The organism is Collinsella aerofaciens (genome assembly GCF_020181355.1).
In the GTDB taxonomy this organism is placed as follows: Bacteria; Actinomycetota; Coriobacteriia; order Coriobacteriales; family Coriobacteriaceae; genus Collinsella.
The window spans coordinates 2048626-2069071 of the sequence record NZ_CP084004.1 but is presented as its reverse complement, the minus strand read 5'-3'; the positions used below and the strand labels follow the sequence as shown (position 1 = coordinate 2069071).

Here is a 20446-nt window from a genome sequence, read left to right as displayed (position 1 = left end):
GCTGGAGGGGTTTGCTATGAAAATTCCCGTAGATAAGCTGACCCGCGCTTTTAAGATGGGCGCGTCCGTTAAGAAGGATTCCGATACGCCGGTGCGCGTCTCGGTCTATCTGGATTCGTCCGCCTCGCGCTTTCTGGCCGAGACGGTGCGTGACGCCTTTGTGCCGCAGACGACCTCGGGCATTGTGCGCGTCGAGCGTCTGGGGGAGGAGCGAATTGCTCCAAAGACCGATACCGATGTGGTGCTGGTGCTCTCGTGTGGTTCCGACCGCTTGGAGAGTGCCGTGCAGGAGCTCGTGATCGCCGGCGCGCCCGTGTGCGTGCTTGCCGAGTCTGCTGTGGAGGTGCCGTTTATCGAGGAGTCCACGCCCATGCTCGGCGTGGTAGCGGCAACCGATAAGACGTATCTGCTCGAGACGCTTGCCCGCTGGATTCTCGATCGCACCGACAAGGAAACGGCTTTTGCGGCGAACTTTGCCTTCATGCGTATCGCGGCGGCCAATCGTATCATCACCTCGTGCGCGCTCACCAATATGGCGACCGGTGCGCTGGTGTTTTTGCCGGGCGCCGATTATCCCGTTATGGCGCTGGCGCAGGTGGGTATGCTCTTTGAGCTCGCTGCCGTCTTTGGACGCGGCATTAAGCCTGAGCGCGGCTACGAGGTCGCGGGCGTGCTTGCCGGCGGTCTTGTGATCCGAGCGGTCACCCGCGCACTTGTCAAGCAGACGCCGCATATTGGGTTTGCCGTCAAGGCGCTCACTGCCGCCGCGGGCACCTATGGCATGGGCCGTGCGCTCGTTTCGCTCTACGAGCGCGATGTCGACTACAGCCGTGCCAACGAGGTGGTCACTGCCACGTTCTCCCGCGTTCGCGATCTGGTGACCACGGTCGCGGGCGCTACCCGTCCTATGGCGTCCTATCAGGACGCATCAGATCTCGCTGCTTAGGGGTTTTCCGTTGCGCGTTGCATACCAAGACTGTTTTCATTTAATTGAGCCGTTGCTCGCCAAGGTCGAGAAGCCGAGTCGCTATATCGATCACGAGTGGGGCACGCTTTCCAAGGCCGATGCCGACTACCGTTGCTGCCTGATCTATCCGGATGTGTACGAGGTCGGTCTGCCCAACCAGGGTATCGCCATCCTCTACAACATCCTTAACCAGGCCGAGGGCATCTCCTGCGAGCGTGGCTATGTGCCGTGGCCCGATATGGGCGACGCCATGCGCGAGGCGGGCATTCCACTGCTCTCGCTCGAGGGTGCAGCGCCGGTCGCTTCGTTTGATATCGTCGGTCTGCATGTGCCGCACGAGATGGCGGTGACGAACTTCCTCGAGGCACTCGACCTCGCTGGCATTCCACTGTTAGCGGCTGACCGCACCGAGGACGACCCCATTATCATCGCCGGCGGCCCCTCGGTGTACAACCCCGAGCCGTACGCGGCCTTCTTCGATGTTATCCTCATCGGCGAGGGCGAGGAATCGCTGCTCGAGACCTGCCAGTTGCATCGCCGTCTGCGTGACGAAGGAGTCCCGCGCGCGCAGATTGTCGAGCAGCTTGCATCCATTGCCGGCAACTACGTGCCGTCGCTCTATGAGGTTTGTCACGACGAGCCCTGCTCGCCGCATGGCTACACCGTGCCGCGTGAGGGCAAGGATGCGCCGACCGTGGTCTACAAGCGCGTCGTCGAGGATTTCGGCGCCACGAATCCGCTGTCGCAGTCGTGCGTGCCCTATGCGCAGCTGGTCCACGACCGCCTGTCTATCGAGATCCTGCGCGGCTGCGCCCGCGGCTGTCGTTTTTGCCAGGCCGGCATGACGTATCGCCCGGTGCGTGAGCGCTCGGCCGACCAGATCGTCTCGTCGGTGATTCAGGGTCTGGAAAAGACCGGCTATGACGAGGTGTCGCTGACCTCGCTCTCCACGACCGACCACTCCTGCATTCGCGATGTGCTCGGCAGGCTCAACCATCGCCTGGAGGATACGGGTATTCGCGTGTCTATTCCGTCGCAGCGCCTGGATTCGTTTGGCGTGGATATGGCCGAGTCGGTCGCCGGCGAAAAGAAGGGCGGACTGACGTTCGCGCCCGAGGCCGGCAGCCAGCGCATGCGCGACATCATTAACAAGAACGTGACCGAGGAGGACCTGGACCGTGCGGCCAAGGCGGCCTTCGAGGCCGGTTGGAACCGCATGAAGCTCTACTTTATGATGGGCCTTCCCGGCGAGCGCGACGAGGACATCGTGGCCATCGCCAATCTGGCCGATCACGTGCTGGAGCTCGGTCGTTCCGTGGTGCCCAAGGCTCGTCGCGGCTCGATCTCGGTGTCGATCTCGGTTTCGGTCTTTATCCCCAAGGCTGCCACGCCGTTCCAGTGGTGCCCGCAGCTCGACTACGACGACGTCAAGCGTCGCCAGAAGCTGCTCATCACGAGCGTTCGCAACCGTGCCGTCCGCGTTCATTACCACGATGCCGAGACCTCGCTCATCGAGGCTGCGCTGTCCCGCGCCGGTCGTGACATGACGCCCGTCATCATCGACGCTTGGCGCTCGGGCTCTCGCTTTGACGCCTGGGTAGAGCATTTCTCGCTCGATAACTGGAAGGAAGCTGCTGCCAAAAACGGCATCGACCTCAATGAGCTCGTGCACCTGCCCTACGAGTTGGACTGGCGCCTGCCGTGGGAGCACGTGAGCCCCGGCTGCACGCGCGGCTTCCTCGAGCGCGAGTACCGTCGCTCGCTCGAGGGCGTCACGACTCCCGACTGCACCCGCACGTCGTGCACCGGCTGCGGGATCTGCCCCACGCTCCACGCCAAGAATGTATTGATGGGTGATCGCGCATGAGTGAGCGCCTGACCGACAACCCCACGCTCTTTAGACTTCGTGTTCGCTATGGCAAGCGCGATCGCCTTAAGTACCTGGGCCATCTCGAAGTGATCCATACCATTGAGCGCATCGTGCGCCGTGCGGGACTTCCCTATGCCGTCACGCAGGGCTTCTCTCCGCACATGCGCGTGGGCTTCTCTTCGGCGCTACCGGTTGGTACGTCGTCGACCTGCGAGTGGTATGACCTGTTTATGACCGAGTTCGTGGCGCTCGACGAGGCGTTTGAGCGCCTGGCTGCGGCGTCTCCGGCCGATCTGGCGCCCATCGAGGCGGCGTACATCGACGTGCGCACGCCGGCATTGACGGCGCAGCTCACGCGCCTGTCGTATCGCATCGACTTACACCTGGATCCCGAGGCGCCCGTAAGCGCCGACGAGGTGCGTCGTGCGATCGACACGCTGCGCGCGGATCATGGCATCGACTACGCGCGCGGCAAAAAGAGCAAGCGCTTGGATTTGGATCACACGCTCGTTGGCTATGAGCTCACGGCGGGGGAGCGCCCGGACCATTTGGTTCTCATGCTCGACACCCATGCCGACAACGAGGGCTCTATGCGTCCGGAAATTTTGCTTTCTGCTGCTGATGTTTTGTTGCAGGGCTTGACCCCGGGCGTGGATGCACCTATTGTTTCCACCGGTATGCAAGACCTCGTGACCATCTGCTCCTACGATGTCGAGCGTCAGAATCAAGCATGCGAGGACGACGAGGGCCGACTCGTCAGCCCCATACCTGTGCGAACTTGTGGATTTGCTCCACATACTCGTTGACGGGGGTATTTTCGCCTGCTACTATATTCGGCTGTTGCACTAACTGATGCATGAAGGGCAAGTAAACATGTACGCAATCGTTAACACGGGCGGCAAGCAGTACAAGGTCGCCACCGACGATGTCATCACCGTCGAGAAGATCGAGGGCAATGAGGGCGACAAGGTCACCCTGCCGGTTATCTTCCTCAACGATGGTAAGAAGATCGTCACCGATCCCGACAAGCTGGCCAAGGCCAAGGTTACCGCTCAGATCGTTGAGCAGTTCAAGGGCGAGAAGCAGCTGGTCTTCAAGTTCCACAAGCGTAAGCGCTATCGTCGTCTGAAGGGTCACCGTCAGCAGCTCACCAAGCTGAAGATCGTGAAGGTCCAGGCTACGTCCCGCGCCAAGAAGGCTGTCAAGGCAGAGGCCGAGGCTGTTGCCGAGGCTCCCGTCGCCGAGTAGATTACACTCGTAACGAAAGAGTAGGTATACACAATGGCACACAAAAAAGGACTCGGTTCCTCCCGTAATGGCCGTGACTCCCGCGGTCAGCGCCTTGGCACGAAGCGCTATGCCGGCCAGACGGTAACCACGGGCACGATTCTCGTCCGTCAGCACGGCACGCACATCCACCCGGGTGAGAACGTTGGCCGTGGTAAGGACGACACGCTGTTCGCGCTGGTCGACGGTACCGTTGAGTTCCACAAGGGTATCAAGCACAGGGTCAGCGTACGCCCGCTCGCGAACGCGTAATTCACCCTTCATAGAGCACATATGTGGGAGGCACTTGAGTTTTAGGATTCAAGGGTCTCCCTCTTTTTTGTAGGAGGCGATTCTGTTGTCACAGTTCACCGATATCAGCCGCATTAACGTGTGCGGCGGCGACGGCGGAGCCGGATGCATGTCGTTTAGGCGCGAGGCATTTGTCCCCAAGGGCGGCCCCGATGGCGGCGACGGCGGTCGTGGCGGCAATGTCGTCATCCAGGCCGATGCTCAGCTGTCTTCGCTGATCGATTACCGCTTTAAGCATCACTTCCGCGCCGAGCGCGGCACGCACGGGCAGGGTGCCCGTCGTAACGGTAAGAGCGGCGAGGACCTGATTCTCAAGGTCCCTATGGGTACCGTGGTGCGCGAGCTCGATCCCGAGACGCAGACCCCGATGTTCGAGATTGCCGACCTGGTGCACGACGGCGAGCGCGTCGTCGTGGCGCCCGGCGGTGCCGGCGGTCTGGGCAACACACACTTTGTGACGTCGGTGCGTCGCGCTCCGGCCTTTGCCCAGCTCGGCGAGCCTGCCGAGGAACACTGGATCGAGCTCGAGATGAAGCTTATGGCCGATGCCGCGCTTGTGGGCTTTCCCTCGGTGGGTAAGTCATCGCTCATTGCGCGCATGAGTGCCGCCCGCCCCAAGATTGCTGACTACCCGTTTACCACGCTCGTGCCGAACCTCGGCATGGTGCGTGCCGGCGAATATTCTTACGTCGTTGCTGACGTCCCCGGTCTCATCGAGGGCGCGAGCGAGGGCCGTGGCCTGGGTCACCAGTTCCTGCGCCACATTGAGCGTACGGCACTCATCATGCACGTCGTCGATATGACGGGTGGTTTTGAGGATCGCGATCCGGTCGAGGACTATCGCATCATCAACCGCGAGCTCGAGCAGTATGGCGCCGAGCTTTCGGAGCGTCCGCAGATCGTCGTTGCCAACAAGTGTGATGCGCCGGGCACGGCCGACAAGATTGCCGACCTTAAGCGTGCGGCGCTCGACGATGGCCATATGTTCTTTGCCGTGTCTGCTGTTACGGGCGCCGGCCTCAACACGCTGATGCTTGCCGTGGGCGAGCAGGTGGCTAAGCTTCGCGCCGAGCTGGCGGTCTCTGATGAGCCGGTCGATCTGCGCGACGAGGAGTGGGAGCGTCGCCGCCTGCAGCGCGAGAAGCGTTTCCGCATTGTCCAGGAAGAGCCCGGTGCCTTCCGCGTGGTCGGTCGTGCCATCGAGCGCATGGTCATCCAGACCGACTGGGAAAACGAGGAAGCCGTCATTTACCTGCAGCATAAGTTTGCGCGTATGGGTGTTGACGACGCGCTCGAGAAGGCCGGTTGCCGTGCGGGCGACGAGGTCCGCATTTGCCAGCGCGCTTTTGACTTTGAGGGCGCCGAGGACTTCTCGGAGTACGAAGAGCTCGAGGATGCTGGCGAGGACGTTGCCGTCGAGGCCATTGACGTGGCCGATGCTGCGGATGAGGGCGTCGAGGTTGTCGATGCGGCGGATGCCGAGGACGATGCCGAGACCTCGGAGGGCGAGTAAGCCATGTCGCTGCGCGGTGGAATCGGTCTGCCCGAGCTTCCTCTAGAGGACGGGCAGGAGTTTAGGCTCGGCATTATGGGTGGCACCTTTGATCCCATCCATTACGGGCACCTGGTGACCGCTGAGCAGGCGCGTGAGTCCCTCGACTTGGATGCCGTGCTCTTTATGCCGGCGGGCACGCCTGCCTTTAAGCTTGACAAGCCGGTGACGCCTGCCGAGGATCGTTATGCCATGACGGTCCTCGCCACCGCCGCGAACCCGGCCTTTTTGGCGAGCCGGTTCGAGATCGACCGCCCGGGCGTAACCTATACGGCTGATACGCTTCATGCCCTTCGCGACTTTTACCCGCCGCAGGTAAAGCTCTACTTTATTACGGGCGCCGATGCGATTATCGATATCGTGACCTGGCATGATGCCGAACGAATCGCTGAGCTTGCTACCTTTATTGCGGCGACACGACCGGGCTTTGATATCGATACAGCGCGTGCCCGAATCAAAGAGTCGGGGCTGCCGTTCGACGTGCGCTATATTCAGATTCCGGCGCTGGCGATCAGCTCGACGAACATTCGTAAGCGAGTTGCCCGCGGCATGAGCGTGCGCTATCTTACGAGCGAGTCCGTGCTCGGCTACATTCGCAAACGCAGGCTATATGCCGATTTGGGCCAAGAAGATTTTGAGTGATGGGGGTCTACGTTGTCGGTAGAGGATCAGTTTGAGGGCGATGAGCGCGCACTGCTCAAGCGCATTCAAGAGCTGCTCGATGTTCGCATGAAGGATAAGCGCAAGCGCTATGTGCATTCGCTGGGTGTTGCCGAGACCGCACTTCATCTGGCCGAGGTCTACGGCGTTGACCGCTTTGATGCCGCTGCCGCCGGCTTGATCCACGACTGGGACAAGGTGCTTTCCGATGACGAGCTCGTGGCCCGCGCGCTTCACTATGGCATCAAGGTTGCCGGCTCTCCTTCGGCCGCGACACCGCTGCTGCATGGCCCAGTTGCCGCCTATGAGCTTCCGCAGCTTTTTCCCGGGCTGTCGCCGGCGGTCTTTCAGGCTGTCGACCGTCACACCGTGGGAGCTTGCGACATGACGCCGCTCGATATGGTGGTCTTTGTGGCCGATGCCATCGAGCCCAACCGCCACGGCGACTATGCGCATGCGCTGCGCAAGATGGTGGGGGAGTCGACGCTCGATGAGTTGTTCTTCTCCTGTTTTGCGCAGGGTTTGGTCTATGTGATCCAGTCCGGGCGTTATCTTTATCCCACGGCTATTACGATTTACAACCATTACGCCCAGCTACGCTAGCTCGGGTGCGTCTAGAAAGAGGTATTCCATGGCCGACGAGACCATGACTGACGAGCAGATTCTCAAGGATGTGGAGCACAAGAGCTTCGCCGCCACGTCCGACCGCACCGCCGCCTCGCTGTCCGCGAGCGGTGTCGCCGCCGAGGATGTCGCCCGCGCCGCCGCGCAGGCCGCCTACGACAAGAAGGGCGAGGACGTTCAGGTGCTCGACCTGACTGAGCTTTCCGATGTGTGCGACTACTTTGTCCTTGCTACCGGCACCAACAACCGCCAGGTTGATTCGATCGTCGACGAGATTGAGGAGAAGGTCGCCGAGGCTTGCGGCGAGCATCCGTTCTCCATCGAGGGCCGCGAGCAGAAGACTTGGATGCTCATGGACTACGGTTCGGTTGTCGTCCACGTCTTCACTCCCGAAGCCCGCGACTTCTACCGCCTCGAGAAACTCTGGGGAGACGCCCCCCAGCTCCCCCTCAATCTCCTCTAGTAGCTCATTTGAGACGGGGTTTAGCTACCCTCACGCATATCGCCGGGCAGTTGCGGTTTTCCGCAGCTGCCCGCCTTTCTTTTTGCCCAAAGTAGCTAATTTGGGACGGGGCTTTTTTAGCTACTACCTACCGTTCGCCGATAGAAGCGAGTTGCGGTTCATTGCGTGATATTTAGCTTTCCGACTCGGGTAACGTATTTGTTATCTGTAGAGGAGGAGATGCGTATGACTCGGACCGCGCGGGAAATCTCTGTTTACGGCTATTACCATGTCGTCCAAAAGGGCTGTGGTGGTCAGCTGATATTTGAGGATGCCGATGATCGGATATATTTGATTCGGTTGCTTGCCTCGAAATGCCGAAAATACGACGTCAATATCATTGCTTGGTGCCTTATGGACAACCATATTCACTTGTTGCTAGATGATGAACATGTTCACCTGAGCGATTGCATGCACTCTGTTACGACTGCATATGCGATGTATTTCAACGCGAAAACCGGACGGAAGGGACCAGTTTTTCAGGATCGATTTAAGAGCGTGCCGATTCTTAACGATGATCAGCTGCTCAACTGTGTGAGATATATTCACGATAATCCTGCGAAAGCCAGGATTGGGACTGCTTCACTATATCGTTGGAGCAGTTTTAGCGAATATATGGGATACCCGGGTATTTGTATGACTGAATGTGTGCTAGGTTTGCTCGGAGATTCTCATAGATTTTTTGCTTTCAGTACCTCGGGAGAACCGAATCGATATTGCTTCCGTGACGGCGCTCATGTGAGCGACATAGATGCACTGGAGTTTGCACAGGCTCTCCTTAAACCGTATGAGCCTCACCACCTTAAAGATTTGCCTAAAGCCGTGCGCGACAACTACATCCGTACGCTCAAAAACGAGGGCTTTTCGATAAAGCAGATCGTGCGCCTCACGGGCATCGGTCACTGCACGATTCAGAAGGTCAAGCTCGATCAGTAGCTATTTGGGACAGAGTTTTGTTGCGGCGGGCAAACCGGACATCCGGGGTAGTCAATTTGGGACGGGGCTATTTTAGCTACCCTTTGGCTGACGGTGAATGAATTAGGCCGAATGAATCTCAACCGATATATAGGGGTAGCTAAAATAGCCCCGTCCCAAATTGACTACCAATGCCGTGTCGGACGGAAGGCAGCAACCCCCCCGTCCAAAAAAGACTAGTTATTGAAGCGGGATTGGCGGCCGAAGGAAAGGGCGGTGTCGCCGAATTTGTCTCGGACGGCGTCGATGGCGACGGAGAGGTCGCGGCGGTCGCTGGATTGGGCTCCGCGGTCATCGATCTCGCAGAACAGGTCAGTCTGGATGCCGCCTTGGTGGTCGAAGTCGCTCATGCCGATGCCCGCTAAGCGAACATGCATGCCATCCTGCCAGATGTTGTCGAGCAGTTCGAGTGCAACCGCCACGAAGATGTTCTCATCGTCGGTCGGATGAGGCAGCCGGCGCTGTGCCGTACGCCCGCTGCCATACGAATACTTAAGCTTGAGCGTTACCGTGGCACCCGTCAGCCCCTGACGGCGCAGGCGGCGTCCCACTGACTCTCCCAACAGCGCAATCGCCGCCTCAATATCCCCACGCTCAGTCAAATCTTTCGCAAAGGTGCGTTCATTGCTGACCGACTTGACCTCGCGCTCTTCATCGAGACTCGTGACTTCGGAGATTTCGAGTCCCAGCGCACGCTGGCGCATGCGTTCGCCGTTGACGCCAAAAATAGAGGACAAGGTGGATTCCGGTGCACGTGATAGCTCGCCGAGGGTGTAGATGCGCATGCGGCGCAGTCGCTCCTCGGCCGAGCGCCCGATGCCGCTCATGGCAGATACCGGCAGCGCGGCCAAAAAGCGCTGCTCGGTTCCGGGGCGCACGATGGTCAGCCCAAACGGCTTATCCCGCTCGCTTGCGATCTTTGCGACCGTCTTGTTGCAGCCCACGCCAATGGAGCAGGTCACTCCCAGCCCTGCCACGCGGTCGCTTATACGCCGCGCAACCAGCAGCGGGTCTTCGGGCGCAAAGCGACCCGGTGTGATATCGATAAAGGCTTCGTCGATGGATACGCGCTCAACGCGCGGGGTCTCGTCGGCGAGAATCGCCATGACCTGCGCGCTGACCTCGCGGTAGCGATTAAAATGCCCGTGCGTCCAAATGGCTTGCGGGCACAAGTGCCGCGCTTCGGCCGAGGCCATGGCAGAGTGCACGCCAAAGCGACGTGCCTCATACGAACACGTGGACACGACGCCACGCGAATCGGCGTCTCCGCCCACGATGAGCGGCTTGCCGCGCCATTCGGGATGATCGAGCATCTCCACGCTCGCAAAAAACGCATCGAGGTCCATCAGGCCCACCGCCGGACCCGTCCAGGGAGGCGGCGTGACGCCTGTGGCATCCTCATAACCGTATGTATGTTCGCGTCTTTCCATGTCATGAGTATACCGCGCAGCTCATGTGGGGTGCGTGTATGTGCTTGCAAATCCCGAATTCTTGTCTAAGATATGGATTTGCCCTCGACTACACCGAAGAAGTTGGTCTCACGGACTTCACCTGCCCGCGTCGATGGCGTATTATGTTCAACTGTTTGTTTGTAGTTGCAGCCTAAAGCTGCTTGGTTGGAGGAGTTTCCTTTGGCAGTCAAGATTCGCCTTGCTCGTCACGGCGCTAAGAAGCGTCCGTACTACCGTGTCGTCGTCGCCGATTCCCGCGCCCCGCGTGACGGTCGTATCATCGAGGAGGTTGGCCGCTACAACCCGATGACCGCCCCCAAGACCATCAACCTCGACCTCGAGAAGATCGCCGACTGGCAGTCCAAGGGCGCTCAGCTCACCGACGCCGTCGCCGCTCTGGTCAAGGCCGCCAACGAGGGCGAGAAGACCGAGACCGTCGTCAAGAAGTCCAAGAAGCAGCTCGCCAAAGAGGCCGAGGCCGCTAAGGCTGCCGCTGAGGCCGCTGAGGGCGCCGAGGAGTAAATCGTGCCTGAGGTTGACGCTGCACAGCTCGAGGGTGAGGCAATGCTCTCAGATCGCATCGCCGATCTCGTCGAATATCTCGTTGTTCAGATCGTCGACGACCCGGATTCCGTGAGCCTTGAGGTCATCGATGGTGACGACGCCTCTACGATTGAGGTTTCGGTCGCCGAGGATGACGTCGCTAAGGTCATCGGCCGTCGTGGCCGTACCATCAAGGCCATTCGCACGCTCGCCCGTGCACTGGCCGCTCGCCTCGACACTGCTGTCGAGGTAGAGGTTCTGGGCTAGGACCTTGAGGTCCCAGTACAAAAACATCGCCCGTGTGGTCAAGCCGCACGGAAGGAAGGGGGAGGTCCTCGCGCAGCCGCTGCGGGGGCTTCCTTCTGTATTAGAGCCTGGTATGCGCGTCGCCCTGACGCCGCCGGCGCTCAAGCGCGACCGCTTTTGCACGGTCGTGTCCGTCACCGATACGGGCGATGGCGATCTGGTCTCGTTTGAGGGCATTGACGACTTGACGGCCGCCGAGGGCATCACGGGATGCTACGTGCTGGCAAATCGTGACGACTTTGAGCTCGATTCGCTCGACGCTGCCTATACCGACCTGATGGGTCGCGAGGTGGTCGACGAGCGCTTCGGTTCGCTCGGCACGATCGTCGAGATCATGTCGACGCTCGCTAACGATGTTTGGGTTGTCGAGGGCGATCGGTACGGCGAGGTACTGATTCCCGTGATCGAGCAGGTCGTGCTCGATCTTCCCGACACAGGAACAATTTCCGTCCACGTTATGGACGGCCTGATCGATATGGACAAGTAGGGAGGACAACATGCTGATCGAGACCCTTTCGGTCTTTCCCGAGATGTTTGAGCCCGTCATGTCCACATCGATCTTGGGCCGCGCCCGCAAGGCCGGCCTTTTTGATTTCAAGGCGTATAACCTGCGCGACTGGACGCACGACCGCCATCGTACCGTCGATGACGAGCCGTACGGCGGCGGGCAGGGCATGCTCATGAAGGTCGAGCCTATCGCAGAGGCCATCGAGGCCATTGGCGCAGAGGGTCCCAAGCCCACGGTTGTGTTCTTCACCCCCTGTGGCGAGCCCTTTACGCAGCATGTGGCCGAGCGCCTGCTCAAAAGTGAGCGCCTGCTGTTTGTGTGCAGCCGCTACGAGGGCGTCGACGAGCGCGCGTATGCGTATGCCTATGAGCGTCTGTCGATCGGCGACTACGTGCTCACGGGCGGCGAGCTTCCCGCTATGGTCGTTGCCGATGCCGTCGTACGCCTGATTCCCGGCGCCCTGGGCGACGAGATGAGCAATGTGGACGAGTCATTCTCGACCGCCGAGGACGGAGGACTGCTCGAGTACGCGCAGTACACCCGCCCCGCCGAGTTCAACGGCGAGGGCGTGCCGCCGGTGCTTGTGAGCGGCGATCACGCCAAGGTCGATGCCTGGCGTCGTAAGAACGCCATCGAGCGCACCTGCCGCTGGCGTCCCGATCTGATCGAGACAGCGCGGCTCACGCCCGAGGAGCGCGCTTACGCGCAGGAGATTTTGGACGCTTCGTATTCGCAGAGCGAGGAGTGAGAATGGTTCCTACGCAACATTCCGCGTTGAGGGGTGCTTTTGAGTGGATCGCGGTCATCGCGATCGCACTGGTCGCCACCTTCTTGATTCGCTCGTTTGTGGTCGAGCCCTTTGTGGTGCCCACCGGCTCTATGGAGGACACAATCGAGATTGGCGACCAGATCCTGGCGCAAAAGGTGAGCCTCGAGCTCGGTCAGCCCGTCAAGCAGGGCGATATCGTGGTGTTTCACAACCCCGATGGCACCTCCGAGCATGATGTTCTTGTCAAGCGCGTTATTGCCACGGCCGGCCAGACGGTCGACCTGCAGGATGGCAAGGTGGTCGTTGACGGCCAAGCGCTCGACGAGGACTATACGACGGGCATGAGCTGGCCACTTTCGGTCCAAGCGCCCGGCGCTCAGGTAAGCTATCCCTTCACCGTTCCCGACGGGTGCGTGTGGGTGATGGGCGACAACCGCGAAAACTCTGCCGACTCACGCTACTTTGGTCCCGTCGATCGCTCTGATTTGATCGCTGTGGCGCTTGTGCGCTACTGGCCGCTCAACCGCATCGGCGCTATCGACTAAAAACCGCTATAGTACAGTACCTAACCGTGTAATCGTTTCGACGAGGGGATATTAGAGGCATGAACGCTTCATCGCTTTCCTTCCAAGACATCATCCTGCGCCTCCAGCAGTACTGGGGCGAGCAGGGCTGCGTCATTATGCAGCCCTATGACTCCGAGGTCGGTGCCGGTACCTTCCATACCGCGACCACGCTGCGCTCGCTCGGTCCCGCCGAGTGGCGCACCTGCTATGCGCAGCCCTGCCGCCGTCCCGCCGACGGCCGCTACGGCGAGAACCCCAACCGCATGCAGCACTACTATCAGTTCCAGGTGCTCATCAAGCCGTCGCCGGTCAACGCCCAGGAGCTCTACCTAGGTTCGCTGGCCGCCATTGGCCTGGATCCCAACGACCATGACGTCCGCTTTGTCGAGGACGACTGGGAGAGCCCGACGCTCGGCGCCTGGGGCCTTGGCTGGGAGGTCTGGCTCAACGGCATGGAGGTCACGCAGTTTACGTACTTCCAGCAGGTGGGCGGCATCGAGGTCGATCCCGTGCCCGTCGAGATCACCTATGGCCTGGAGCGCATTGCCATGTACGCTCAGGGCGTCAACTCCGTCTACGACCTGGTGTGGAGCTACCTGCCCGACGGAACGCCCATGACCTATGGCGACGTGTTCCTCGAGAACGAGCGCGAGTTCAGTGCCTATAACTTTGAGGTCGCCAACGTCGAGATGATGCGTCAGAAGTTTGACGACTACGAGGCCGAGTGCCACTCCTGCCTGGAGCGCAAGCTGCCGCTGCCGGCATATGACTGCGTCATGAAGTGCAGCCACGCCTTCAACCTGCTCGATGCCCGTGGCGCCCTGTCCGCGGTCGAGCGCGCTAACTACATCCTGCGCGTCCGCGCTGTCGCTAAGGCGTGCTGCGAGGCCTATATGGCCGAGGTCGCCGAAGTCAACGAGAATGCCGATCAGGAAGGCGAGGTGGCGTAAGCCATGGCAGACGCTAAGGATTTCCTGTTTGAGATCGGTACGGAGGAGATGCCCTCCGCGCCGCTGAACAATGCCGTCAAGCAGCTTGGCACCATGATCGCCAAGGGTCTCGACGAGGCCGGTCTGGCCCACGGCGAGGTCCGCGTGATCTCGAGCCCGCGTCGCCTGGCTGCGCTCGTGGCTAACGTCGCCACCGCGACCGATGAGGTTCACGAGGTCAAGCGTGGCCCCGCGGCCAACATTGCCTTCGACGCTGACGGTAACGCCACCAAGGCCGCCCAGGGCTTTGCCCGCAAGTGCGGTGTGGCTGCCGAGGACCTGGTCCGTCGCGAGGACACCGACGGTCGCGAGTATGTGTTCGCCGAGAAGAATATTCCCTCCGCACCGGCTACGCCGATTCTGACTGCTCTGTGCGAGAAGACCATCGCCGGCCTGCAGTGGCCCAACTACCGCAGCCAGCGCTGGGGCCACGAGCACGCGACGTTCGTGCGTCCGGTCCGTTGGATCTGCTGCCTTCTGGGCGAGGATGTTGTGCCCGTGTCGTTTGCCGACGTGACGAGTGGCAACACCACGCGCGGTCATCGCGTACTTGGCCCTGGTGACCATGTGGTTGCCAGCCCCGCCGTTTACGAGCAGGTGCTCGAGGACGCCGGCGTGCTTTCTGCCGAGCGCCGTCGTGAGGCCATCCTCGCCGGTATCGCCGAGGTCGAGGCCGCCCGTCCCGGCTGCCATGTCGATACGCCCAAGAAGGTCTTCGAGGAGGTTATTAACCTCTGCGAGTGGCCGACGGTGCTCGTCGGTACCTTCGATGAGGAGTTCCTCAAGGTCCCGCACGAGATTATCTGCGAGTCCATGCTCACCAACCAGCGCTACTTCCCGATCTATGACGGCGAGGGCAAGCTCACGCGTGAGTTCGTGGTCGTTTCCAACAGCAAGCCCGAGAATGCCGAGCGCGTGATTGACGGCAACGAGCGCGTCGTGCGCGCCCGTCTGGACGACGCCAAGTTCTTCTACGAGGAGGACCTGAAGATCTCCCTCGACGAGTTCCGCGAGCGTCTGGCCAAGGTCGCCTTCCAGGAGAAGCTCGGTAGCGTGCTCGCCAAGTCCGAGCGCATTGAGCAACTCGCGCTTGCCATCGCTCGCGAGGCCCATCTGGGCGCCCACCTGGCCGCCGACGCTGCTCGCGCCGCGCACCTGTGCAAGGCCGACCTGGTGTCTAACGCCGTCGTCGAGTTCACGAGCCAGCAGGGCGTGATGGGCGGTTACTACGCCATCGCGATGGGGGAGAACGACGAGGTCGCTCATGCTATTCGCGATCACTATCGTCCTCGCTTTGCCGGTGACGAGCTGCCCGAGGGCACCGCTGGCTGCATCGTGGCCTGTGCCGACAAGCTCGATACCATCGCCGGTATCTTTGCCATCGGCGAGCCCCCGACCGGCTCTTCGGACCCCTACGCGCTGCGTCGTGCCGCTATCGGCATCATCAACATCCTGCGCGACCGCCTGCCGATCGACCCCACGTCGCTCATCGACTTCGCCCTCGAGCTCTATAGCGAGCAGGGCATTGAGTTCGACGCCGCCGAGGTCGCCCAGCAGGTTCGTGACTTCTTCCATGGCCGCCTGGTGAGCATGGCCCGCGACGAAAAGATCCCGGCCGATACCGTTGCCGCCGTCTCCGCGGTGCACATCATCGCTCCGTCCGTCTTCTTCGCCCGCTGCGCCGCCCTCGACGAGGCCCGCAAGAACGACGCCGAGACGTTCGACAACCTTGCGACCGCCTATGCTCGCGCCGCGCATATCTCCAAGCCCGAGCTGGGCGTGGAGTACGACCGCAGACTGATGGGCGAGGTCGAGCTTGCGCTCGCCGACGCCTCCGAGGCTGCTCAGACCGCTGTCGATGCCGCCCTTGCTACCGAGGATTATCCGGCCGCATTTGCTGCCCTCGCCGCCCTGCGCGCGCCCATCGACCGTTTCTTCGACGAGGTCATGGTCATGGACAAGGACGAGCAGCTCCGCGATAATCGCCTTAAGCTGCTCAACCGCTTCGAGGCCGTTTTCTCCGGCATCGCCAACATCGGTGAGCTTGCTCGTAAAAAGTAAGCCAGCCTGCGCGTAAGCGCAAAAGGAGCCCCGCATGGATTGCCCGGTCACCGCTCGTCCCACCGTTATCGTTATCTCCGACTCGCTCGGTGATACCGCTTGTGAGGTGGTGCTTGCGGCGTCCGGGCAATTTGATGAAGGGGCTTTTCGTTTGTTGCGCCTGCCCAAGGTGACCTCGGTGGAGCAGGTGGAGTCGTTTGTGGGCCCGCGCGTCGATGCCGACCATCGCGATATTGCCGTGTTTCACACCATTGTCGATCCGGCGCTTCGCGCCCGCGTGCTCGATTACCTGGGCATGCTGCATATCCGTTCGGTCGACCTGATCGGTCCGACGCTCGCCGTGCTATCGTCGCTCATCGGTGTGCCGCCCAAAGGCGTCGCGGGCGTGATTCACAGGACCGATGACCGCTATTTCCATCGTATCGAGGCCATGGAATATTTCGTTGAGCACGATGACGGGCGCGGTTGCGACGATTTGTCGGGTGCCGATATCGTGCTGCTGGGCGTATCGCGCACGTCCAAGACGCCGCTGTCGATGTATCTGGCTTATCAGGGCTACAAGGTTGCCAATGTTCCGTTGGCCCATGGCATGGAGCCGCCGAAGTCGATTTACGAGGTCGACCCGATGCGCCTGTTCGGCCTGATTTCGACCGTCGATGTGATTTCCGAAATTCGCGATAGCCGCTTGGGCGATGACTACGCTCGTGCCGTTGCCGGCTCCTATGCCGAGCCCGAGAGCGTGCGCAGCGAGCTTGAGGAAGCTCGTGCCCTCATGAAACGCCTAGGCTGCTTTGTGGTGCGTACCGACGGCAAGGCCATCGAGGAAAGCGCTGCCGAGATCATTAGCCACTTGGAGGAAATCCAAGAAGCCCGTGCCCGCCGCGCCGCCCGTCGCACCTAATAGTAGTAGCATTTTGATAAAGCGATTTAGCAAAAACATCGCACTTGACCTGCTTTTTTATTGCAGTGGTATCTTCATAAGGTAACCACCTTTACCTACCGTTTACCGCCAGTTTTAGCACGTTTACCAAACCGCGCACCCTCTGCTCAAGCCTGCCCAAAACCCGCCGTATAGTTCCCTCACGGCCCGCATTCGGCGGGTCGATTCGTTACCACGGTCGTGCGCGAGAGCGCATGGAAGGGGAAGTGTCGTGAGCGATTGCAAGAGGGTTTACCGTTTTGGAACCGACGCCCAGGGCACCTGTGTCACCGAGGGCGACAAGTCCATGAACTTCGCGCTTGGCGGCAAAGGCGCTAACCTTGCCGAGATGAGCCGTATCGGCCTGCCGGTTCCCGGTGGCTTTACTATTACCTGCCAGACTTGCGTCGAGTACTCCGGTGCCGGCAACGTGTGGCCCGAGGGTGCACTCGATGAGATCGTTGCTGCCGAGGCGGACCTCGAGGCCCGCTGCGGCAAGAAGCTCGGCGACGCCTCCGATCCGCTGCTCGTGTCGGTTCGTTCGGGCGCTCCGTTCTCCATGCCCGGCATGATGGACACGGTCCTCAACTTAGGCCTCAACGACGACTCCGTTCAGGGGCTCATCGCCCAGACGCAAAATCCGCGTTTTGCTTGGGATAGCTACCGCCGCTTTATTCAGATGTTCTCCAACGTCGTTATGGGCGTTGACGCCGACCTGTTCGAGAACGCGCTGACCCAGGCACGCCTGGTCGCCGGCGTCCGCGTCGACTCCGAGCTTTCGGCCGAGGATCTGCAGGAGCTCGTCGAGACCTTTAAGGGCATCTTCTCCGAGAACGTCGATGCCTCCCTGTATCCCGAGCTCGAGGTCGCTGACGGCAAGCCCGTTTTCCCGCACGACCCGGAGCTTCAGCTACGCCTTGCAATTCAGGCCGTCTTTGGCAGCTGGATGAACGAGCGTGCCTGCATCTACCGCAAGCAGCATGGCATTTCCGACGAACTCGGCACCGCCGTCAACGTACAGGCCATGGCCTTTGGCAACAAGGGCGAGACATCTGCGACCGGCGTTGCCTTCACGCGCAATCCGGCCGACGGCACCAAGGAGTTCTACGGTGATTTTTTGGTTAATGCCCAAGGCGAGGACGTCGTCGCCGGTATCCGCAACACCGAGCCCATCGCCGACCTCAAGGCCACCCCGGGCCTCGAGTCCGCAGGCAAGGAGCTCGAGCGCGTCTTCCTGACGCTCGAGGATCACTATCGCGACATGTGCGACATTGAGTTCACCATCGAGCAGGGCAAGCTCTGGATGCTCCAGACCCGCGTGGGCAAGCGAACTGCCACCGCCGCCCTGCGCATCGCCATCGAGATGGTCGAGGAGGGTCTGATCACCCGCGATGAGGCTGTGAGCCGCATCGATCCCGCGCAGCTCGACCAGCTCCTGCACCCACAGTTCGACGCCTCCAAGAAGTACGAGGCTCTCGCCAGCGGTCTTAATGCCAGCCCCGGTGCCGCCGTGGGCGAGGTCATGTTCTCGAGCGACGACGCCGTCGCGCGCGCCAACGAGGGCCACAAGGTCATTCTGGTTCGTTGGGAGACCAACCCCGACGACCTGAAGGGCATGGTCGCCGCCGAGGGCATTCTGACCAGCCACGGTGGCAAGACGAGCCATGCCGCCGTTATCGCCCGCGGCATGGGTACGCCCTGCGTCTGCGGCGTTGAGCGCTTCCATATCGACGCCGCCGAGAAGGTCGTGCGCATCGAGGGCAGCGACCGCGTGCTGCATGAGGGCGATGTCATCTCCATCGACGGCACCCAGGGTATCGTCGTCGACGGCGCCGTTGATCTGGTTTCGGCCGAGCTCACCGGCGACCTGGACACCATCCTGTCCTGGGCCGACGAGATTCGCCTGGACGAGACCGGCGGCCACGCCAACCATGTGCGCGTCAACGCCGACAACCCCGAGGATGCCGCGCTCGCGCTCGAGTTTGGCGCCGAGGCCATCGGCCTGTGCCGCACCGAGCACATGTTCCTGGGCGACCGCAAGAACATCATCCAGAGCTTTATCCTGTCTGACGATGAGGCCGTGAAGCAGCAGGCCCTGGCCGACCTGCTCAAGGTTCAGACCGAGGACTTCCTGGCGATGTTCAAGACCATGTCCGGTCGCGATGTGGTCGTCCGCCTGCTCGATCCGCCGCTTCATGAGTTCCTGGATAATCCTCGCGAGCTCGAGGTCGCCATCACCAAGAAGGAAGCCGCCGGCGCCAGCGAGGAAGAGCTTGCAGCCCTGCGCGCCCGCCTGCGTCGTATCGACGGCATGGTCGAGTCGAACCCCATGCTCGGCCTGCGCGGCGTTCGCCTGTCCGTCGTCTTTAGCGATCTGCCACTCATGCAGGTTCGCGCCGTCGCCACGGCTGCTGCCCGCCTTATCAAGGAGGGCGTCGACCCGCGACCCGAGATCATGGTTCCGCTCGTCTCCATCACGGCGGAGCATGTCCAGACCCGCGAGGTCATCGAGCGGGTAATCGCCGAGGTTTCTGCCGAGGAGGGCGTCGAGCTCAATATTCCCGTGGGCACGATGCTCGAGCTGCCACGCGCCTGCATGGTCGCTGACGAGATCGCGCATCATGCCGACTTCTTCTGCTTTGGCACCAACGACCTCACCCAGACCACCTTCGGCTTCTCTCGTGACGATGCCGAGGCTAAGTTCATCCCGCTGTACATGCACAAGAAGATCTTGAAGGACAACCCCTTCGAGACCATTGACACGGCGGTGCTCGAGCTGGTGCGCATGGCCGTCGAGAAGGGCCGCGCCACCAACCCCGACATGCACTTTGGCGTGTGCGGCGAGCACGGCGGCGACCCCAAGTCCATCAAGGGTCTGTTTAATGTGGCCGACGTGGACTACGTGTCCTGCTCGCCCTACCGCGTGCCCCTCGCACGCATGGCTGCCGCCCAGGCCAAGCTCGAGGCGAAGCGCTCCGCCTAACGTTTTGGGTTCAGACGCCTAACGTAGCCCCCCCTTCATGCCGTCCGTCTCATTCGTGAGGCGGACGGTTATCATGTGCGGGTTTTGTCTTTTTGTCTGCGTAAAAAATTGTTCTTGCAGCAGAAACCCGCGCGTGTATACTCGAATACGTTTGTTCAACTACGTGCCGGCCAGAGTGGTACGGCACCTCTAGAAGAGTAAGGAATTGCACATGGATTACATCCGCGCAATCGAGCGTCAGCAGATCCGCGAGGACATTCCTCAGGTTCGCGTCGCCGACAACGTCAAGGTTCACTACCGCATTAAGGAAGGCGACCGCGAGCGCATCCAGGTCTTCCAGGGCGACGTCATCCGCATGGCCGGCGCCGGTGCCCGCGAGACCTTCACCGTCCGCAAGATGTCCTTCGGTGTCGGTGTTGAGCGTACCTTCCCGCTTCACAGCCCCAAGATCGCCAAGCTCGAGGTCGTTCGTCATGGTCGCGTCCGTCGCGCCAAGCTGTACTACCTCCGCGACAAGGTGGGCAAGGCTGCTCGCATCCCCGAGAAGCGCTAAGAAGATCGCAGCGTCTGTCCACTCGTTTGGACGTAAGGGTCACCTTCGGGTGGCCCTTCTTTTTATCTGA

The 20446-nt window shown here is 61.0% G+C and carries 21 protein-coding genes; 20 read left to right on the top strand and 1 reads right to left on the bottom strand.

The window, feature by feature from the left end:
- Positions 1–16: 16 nt before the first annotated feature.
- The 10 genes from LCQ44_RS09060 to LCQ44_RS09015 all read left to right on the top strand — a co-directional run bounded on the left by LCQ44_RS09060 (position 17) and on the right by LCQ44_RS09015 (position 8689).
- A complete protein-coding gene (locus LCQ44_RS09060; protein WP_006236071.1) occupies positions 17–946 on the top strand; it encodes a YcjF family protein in 930 nt (309 codons plus the stop codon).
- A 10-nt stretch (positions 947–956) separates the two neighbouring features.
- Positions 957–2834, top strand: a complete 1878-nt coding sequence (locus LCQ44_RS09055; RefSeq protein ID WP_161144681.1) for a TIGR03960 family B12-binding radical SAM protein — start codon at positions 957–959, stop codon at positions 2832–2834.
- The gene (locus LCQ44_RS09050; RefSeq protein ID WP_117745946.1) at positions 2831–3643 is read left to right on the top strand and encodes a TIGR03936 family radical SAM-associated protein; all 813 of its coding nucleotides are present in this window, start codon (positions 2831–2833) and stop codon (positions 3641–3643) included. The genes LCQ44_RS09055 and LCQ44_RS09050 overlap by 4 nt, the downstream gene beginning before the upstream one ends.
- Before the next feature lie 67 nt (positions 3644–3710).
- Positions 3711–4085: a 50S ribosomal protein L21 gene (gene rplU, locus LCQ44_RS09045; RefSeq protein WP_035138585.1), complete on the top strand. Its 375-nt coding sequence runs from the start codon at positions 3711–3713 to the stop codon at positions 4083–4085.
- A 33-nt stretch (positions 4086–4118) separates the two neighbouring features.
- Positions 4119–4376: a 50S ribosomal protein L27 gene (rpmA, locus tag LCQ44_RS09040; RefSeq protein WP_006236075.1), complete on the top strand. Its 258-nt coding sequence runs from the start codon at positions 4119–4121 to the stop codon at positions 4374–4376.
- Positions 4377–4461: 85 nt separating this feature from the next.
- Entirely contained in the window at positions 4462–5928 is a 1467-nt protein-coding gene (gene obgE, locus LCQ44_RS09035) for a GTPase ObgE (protein ID WP_192923878.1), read from the top strand.
- A 3-nt stretch (positions 5929–5931) separates the two neighbouring features.
- Positions 5932–6609, top strand: a complete 678-nt coding sequence (nadD, locus tag LCQ44_RS09030) for a nicotinate-nucleotide adenylyltransferase (RefSeq protein WP_089573445.1) — start codon at positions 5932–5934, stop codon at positions 6607–6609.
- 87 nt (positions 6610–6696) lie between these two features.
- Positions 6697–7230: a bis(5'-nucleosyl)-tetraphosphatase (symmetrical) YqeK gene (gene yqeK / locus LCQ44_RS09025; protein ID WP_192923881.1), complete on the top strand. Its 534-nt coding sequence runs from the start codon at positions 6697–6699 to the stop codon at positions 7228–7230.
- Positions 7231–7258: 28 nt separating this feature from the next.
- Positions 7259–7714, top strand: a complete 456-nt coding sequence (rsfS, locus tag LCQ44_RS09020) for a ribosome silencing factor (RefSeq protein ID WP_138374982.1) — start codon at positions 7259–7261, stop codon at positions 7712–7714.
- Between the two features lie 225 nt (positions 7715–7939).
- The gene (locus LCQ44_RS09015) at positions 7940–8689 is read left to right on the top strand and encodes a transposase (RefSeq protein ID WP_195245997.1); all 750 of its coding nucleotides are present in this window, start codon (positions 7940–7942) and stop codon (positions 8687–8689) included.
- Between the two features lie 215 nt (positions 8690–8904).
- On the opposite strand, the gene dinB is transcribed toward LCQ44_RS09015, so the two are convergent.
- A complete protein-coding gene (gene dinB / locus LCQ44_RS09010; protein WP_225093651.1) occupies positions 8905–10158 on the bottom strand; it encodes a DNA polymerase IV in 1254 nt (417 codons plus the stop codon).
- A gap of 201 nt (positions 10159–10359) precedes the next feature.
- Here dinB and rpsP point away from each other — a divergent pair, with 201 nt between their 5' ends.
- The 10 genes from rpsP (at position 10360) to rplS (ending at position 20376) form a co-directional block, all read left to right on the top strand.
- Entirely contained in the window at positions 10360–10701 is a 342-nt protein-coding gene (rpsP, locus tag LCQ44_RS09005; protein WP_022094749.1) for a 30S ribosomal protein S16, read from the top strand.
- A 42-nt stretch (positions 10702–10743) separates the two neighbouring features.
- Positions 10744–10989 carry a KH domain-containing protein gene (locus LCQ44_RS09000; protein ID WP_171021534.1) on the top strand — a complete coding sequence of 82 codons (246 nt, stop codon included), beginning with the start codon at positions 10744–10746 and terminating at the stop codon, positions 10987–10989.
- A gap of 34 nt (positions 10990–11023) precedes the next feature.
- The gene (gene rimM / locus LCQ44_RS08995) at positions 11024–11515 is read left to right on the top strand and encodes a ribosome maturation factor RimM (RefSeq protein WP_225094251.1); all 492 of its coding nucleotides are present in this window, start codon (positions 11024–11026) and stop codon (positions 11513–11515) included.
- A gap of 10 nt (positions 11516–11525) precedes the next feature.
- Positions 11526–12284 carry a tRNA (guanosine(37)-N1)-methyltransferase TrmD gene (gene trmD / locus LCQ44_RS08990; RefSeq protein WP_225093650.1) on the top strand — a complete coding sequence of 253 codons (759 nt, stop codon included), beginning with the start codon at positions 11526–11528 and terminating at the stop codon, positions 12282–12284.
- Positions 12285–12286: 2 nt separating this feature from the next.
- On the top strand, positions 12287–12850 hold the full coding sequence (gene lepB, locus LCQ44_RS08985) for a signal peptidase I (protein WP_225093649.1): 564 nt from the start codon (positions 12287–12289) through the stop codon (positions 12848–12850).
- 59 nt (positions 12851–12909) lie between these two features.
- The gene (locus LCQ44_RS08980) at positions 12910–13821 is read left to right on the top strand and encodes a glycine--tRNA ligase subunit alpha (protein WP_138374988.1); all 912 of its coding nucleotides are present in this window, start codon (positions 12910–12912) and stop codon (positions 13819–13821) included.
- Between the two features lie 3 nt (positions 13822–13824).
- Complete coding sequence (gene glyS / locus LCQ44_RS08975) at positions 13825–15921, top strand: glycine--tRNA ligase subunit beta (RefSeq protein WP_138374989.1); 2097 nt, start codon at positions 13825–13827, stop codon at positions 15919–15921.
- 34 nt (positions 15922–15955) lie between these two features.
- Positions 15956–16822 carry a pyruvate, water dikinase regulatory protein gene (locus tag LCQ44_RS08970; RefSeq protein WP_195644955.1) on the top strand — a complete coding sequence of 289 codons (867 nt, stop codon included), beginning with the start codon at positions 15956–15958 and terminating at the stop codon, positions 16820–16822.
- Positions 16823–17072: 250 nt separating this feature from the next.
- Entirely contained in the window at positions 17073–19823 is a 2751-nt protein-coding gene (ppdK, locus tag LCQ44_RS08965; RefSeq protein WP_225093648.1) for a pyruvate, phosphate dikinase, read from the top strand.
- A gap of 211 nt (positions 19824–20034) precedes the next feature.
- A complete protein-coding gene (gene rplS / locus LCQ44_RS08960; RefSeq protein WP_006236098.1) occupies positions 20035–20376 on the top strand; it encodes a 50S ribosomal protein L19 in 342 nt (113 codons plus the stop codon).
- Positions 20377–20446: the final 70 nt, after the last annotated feature.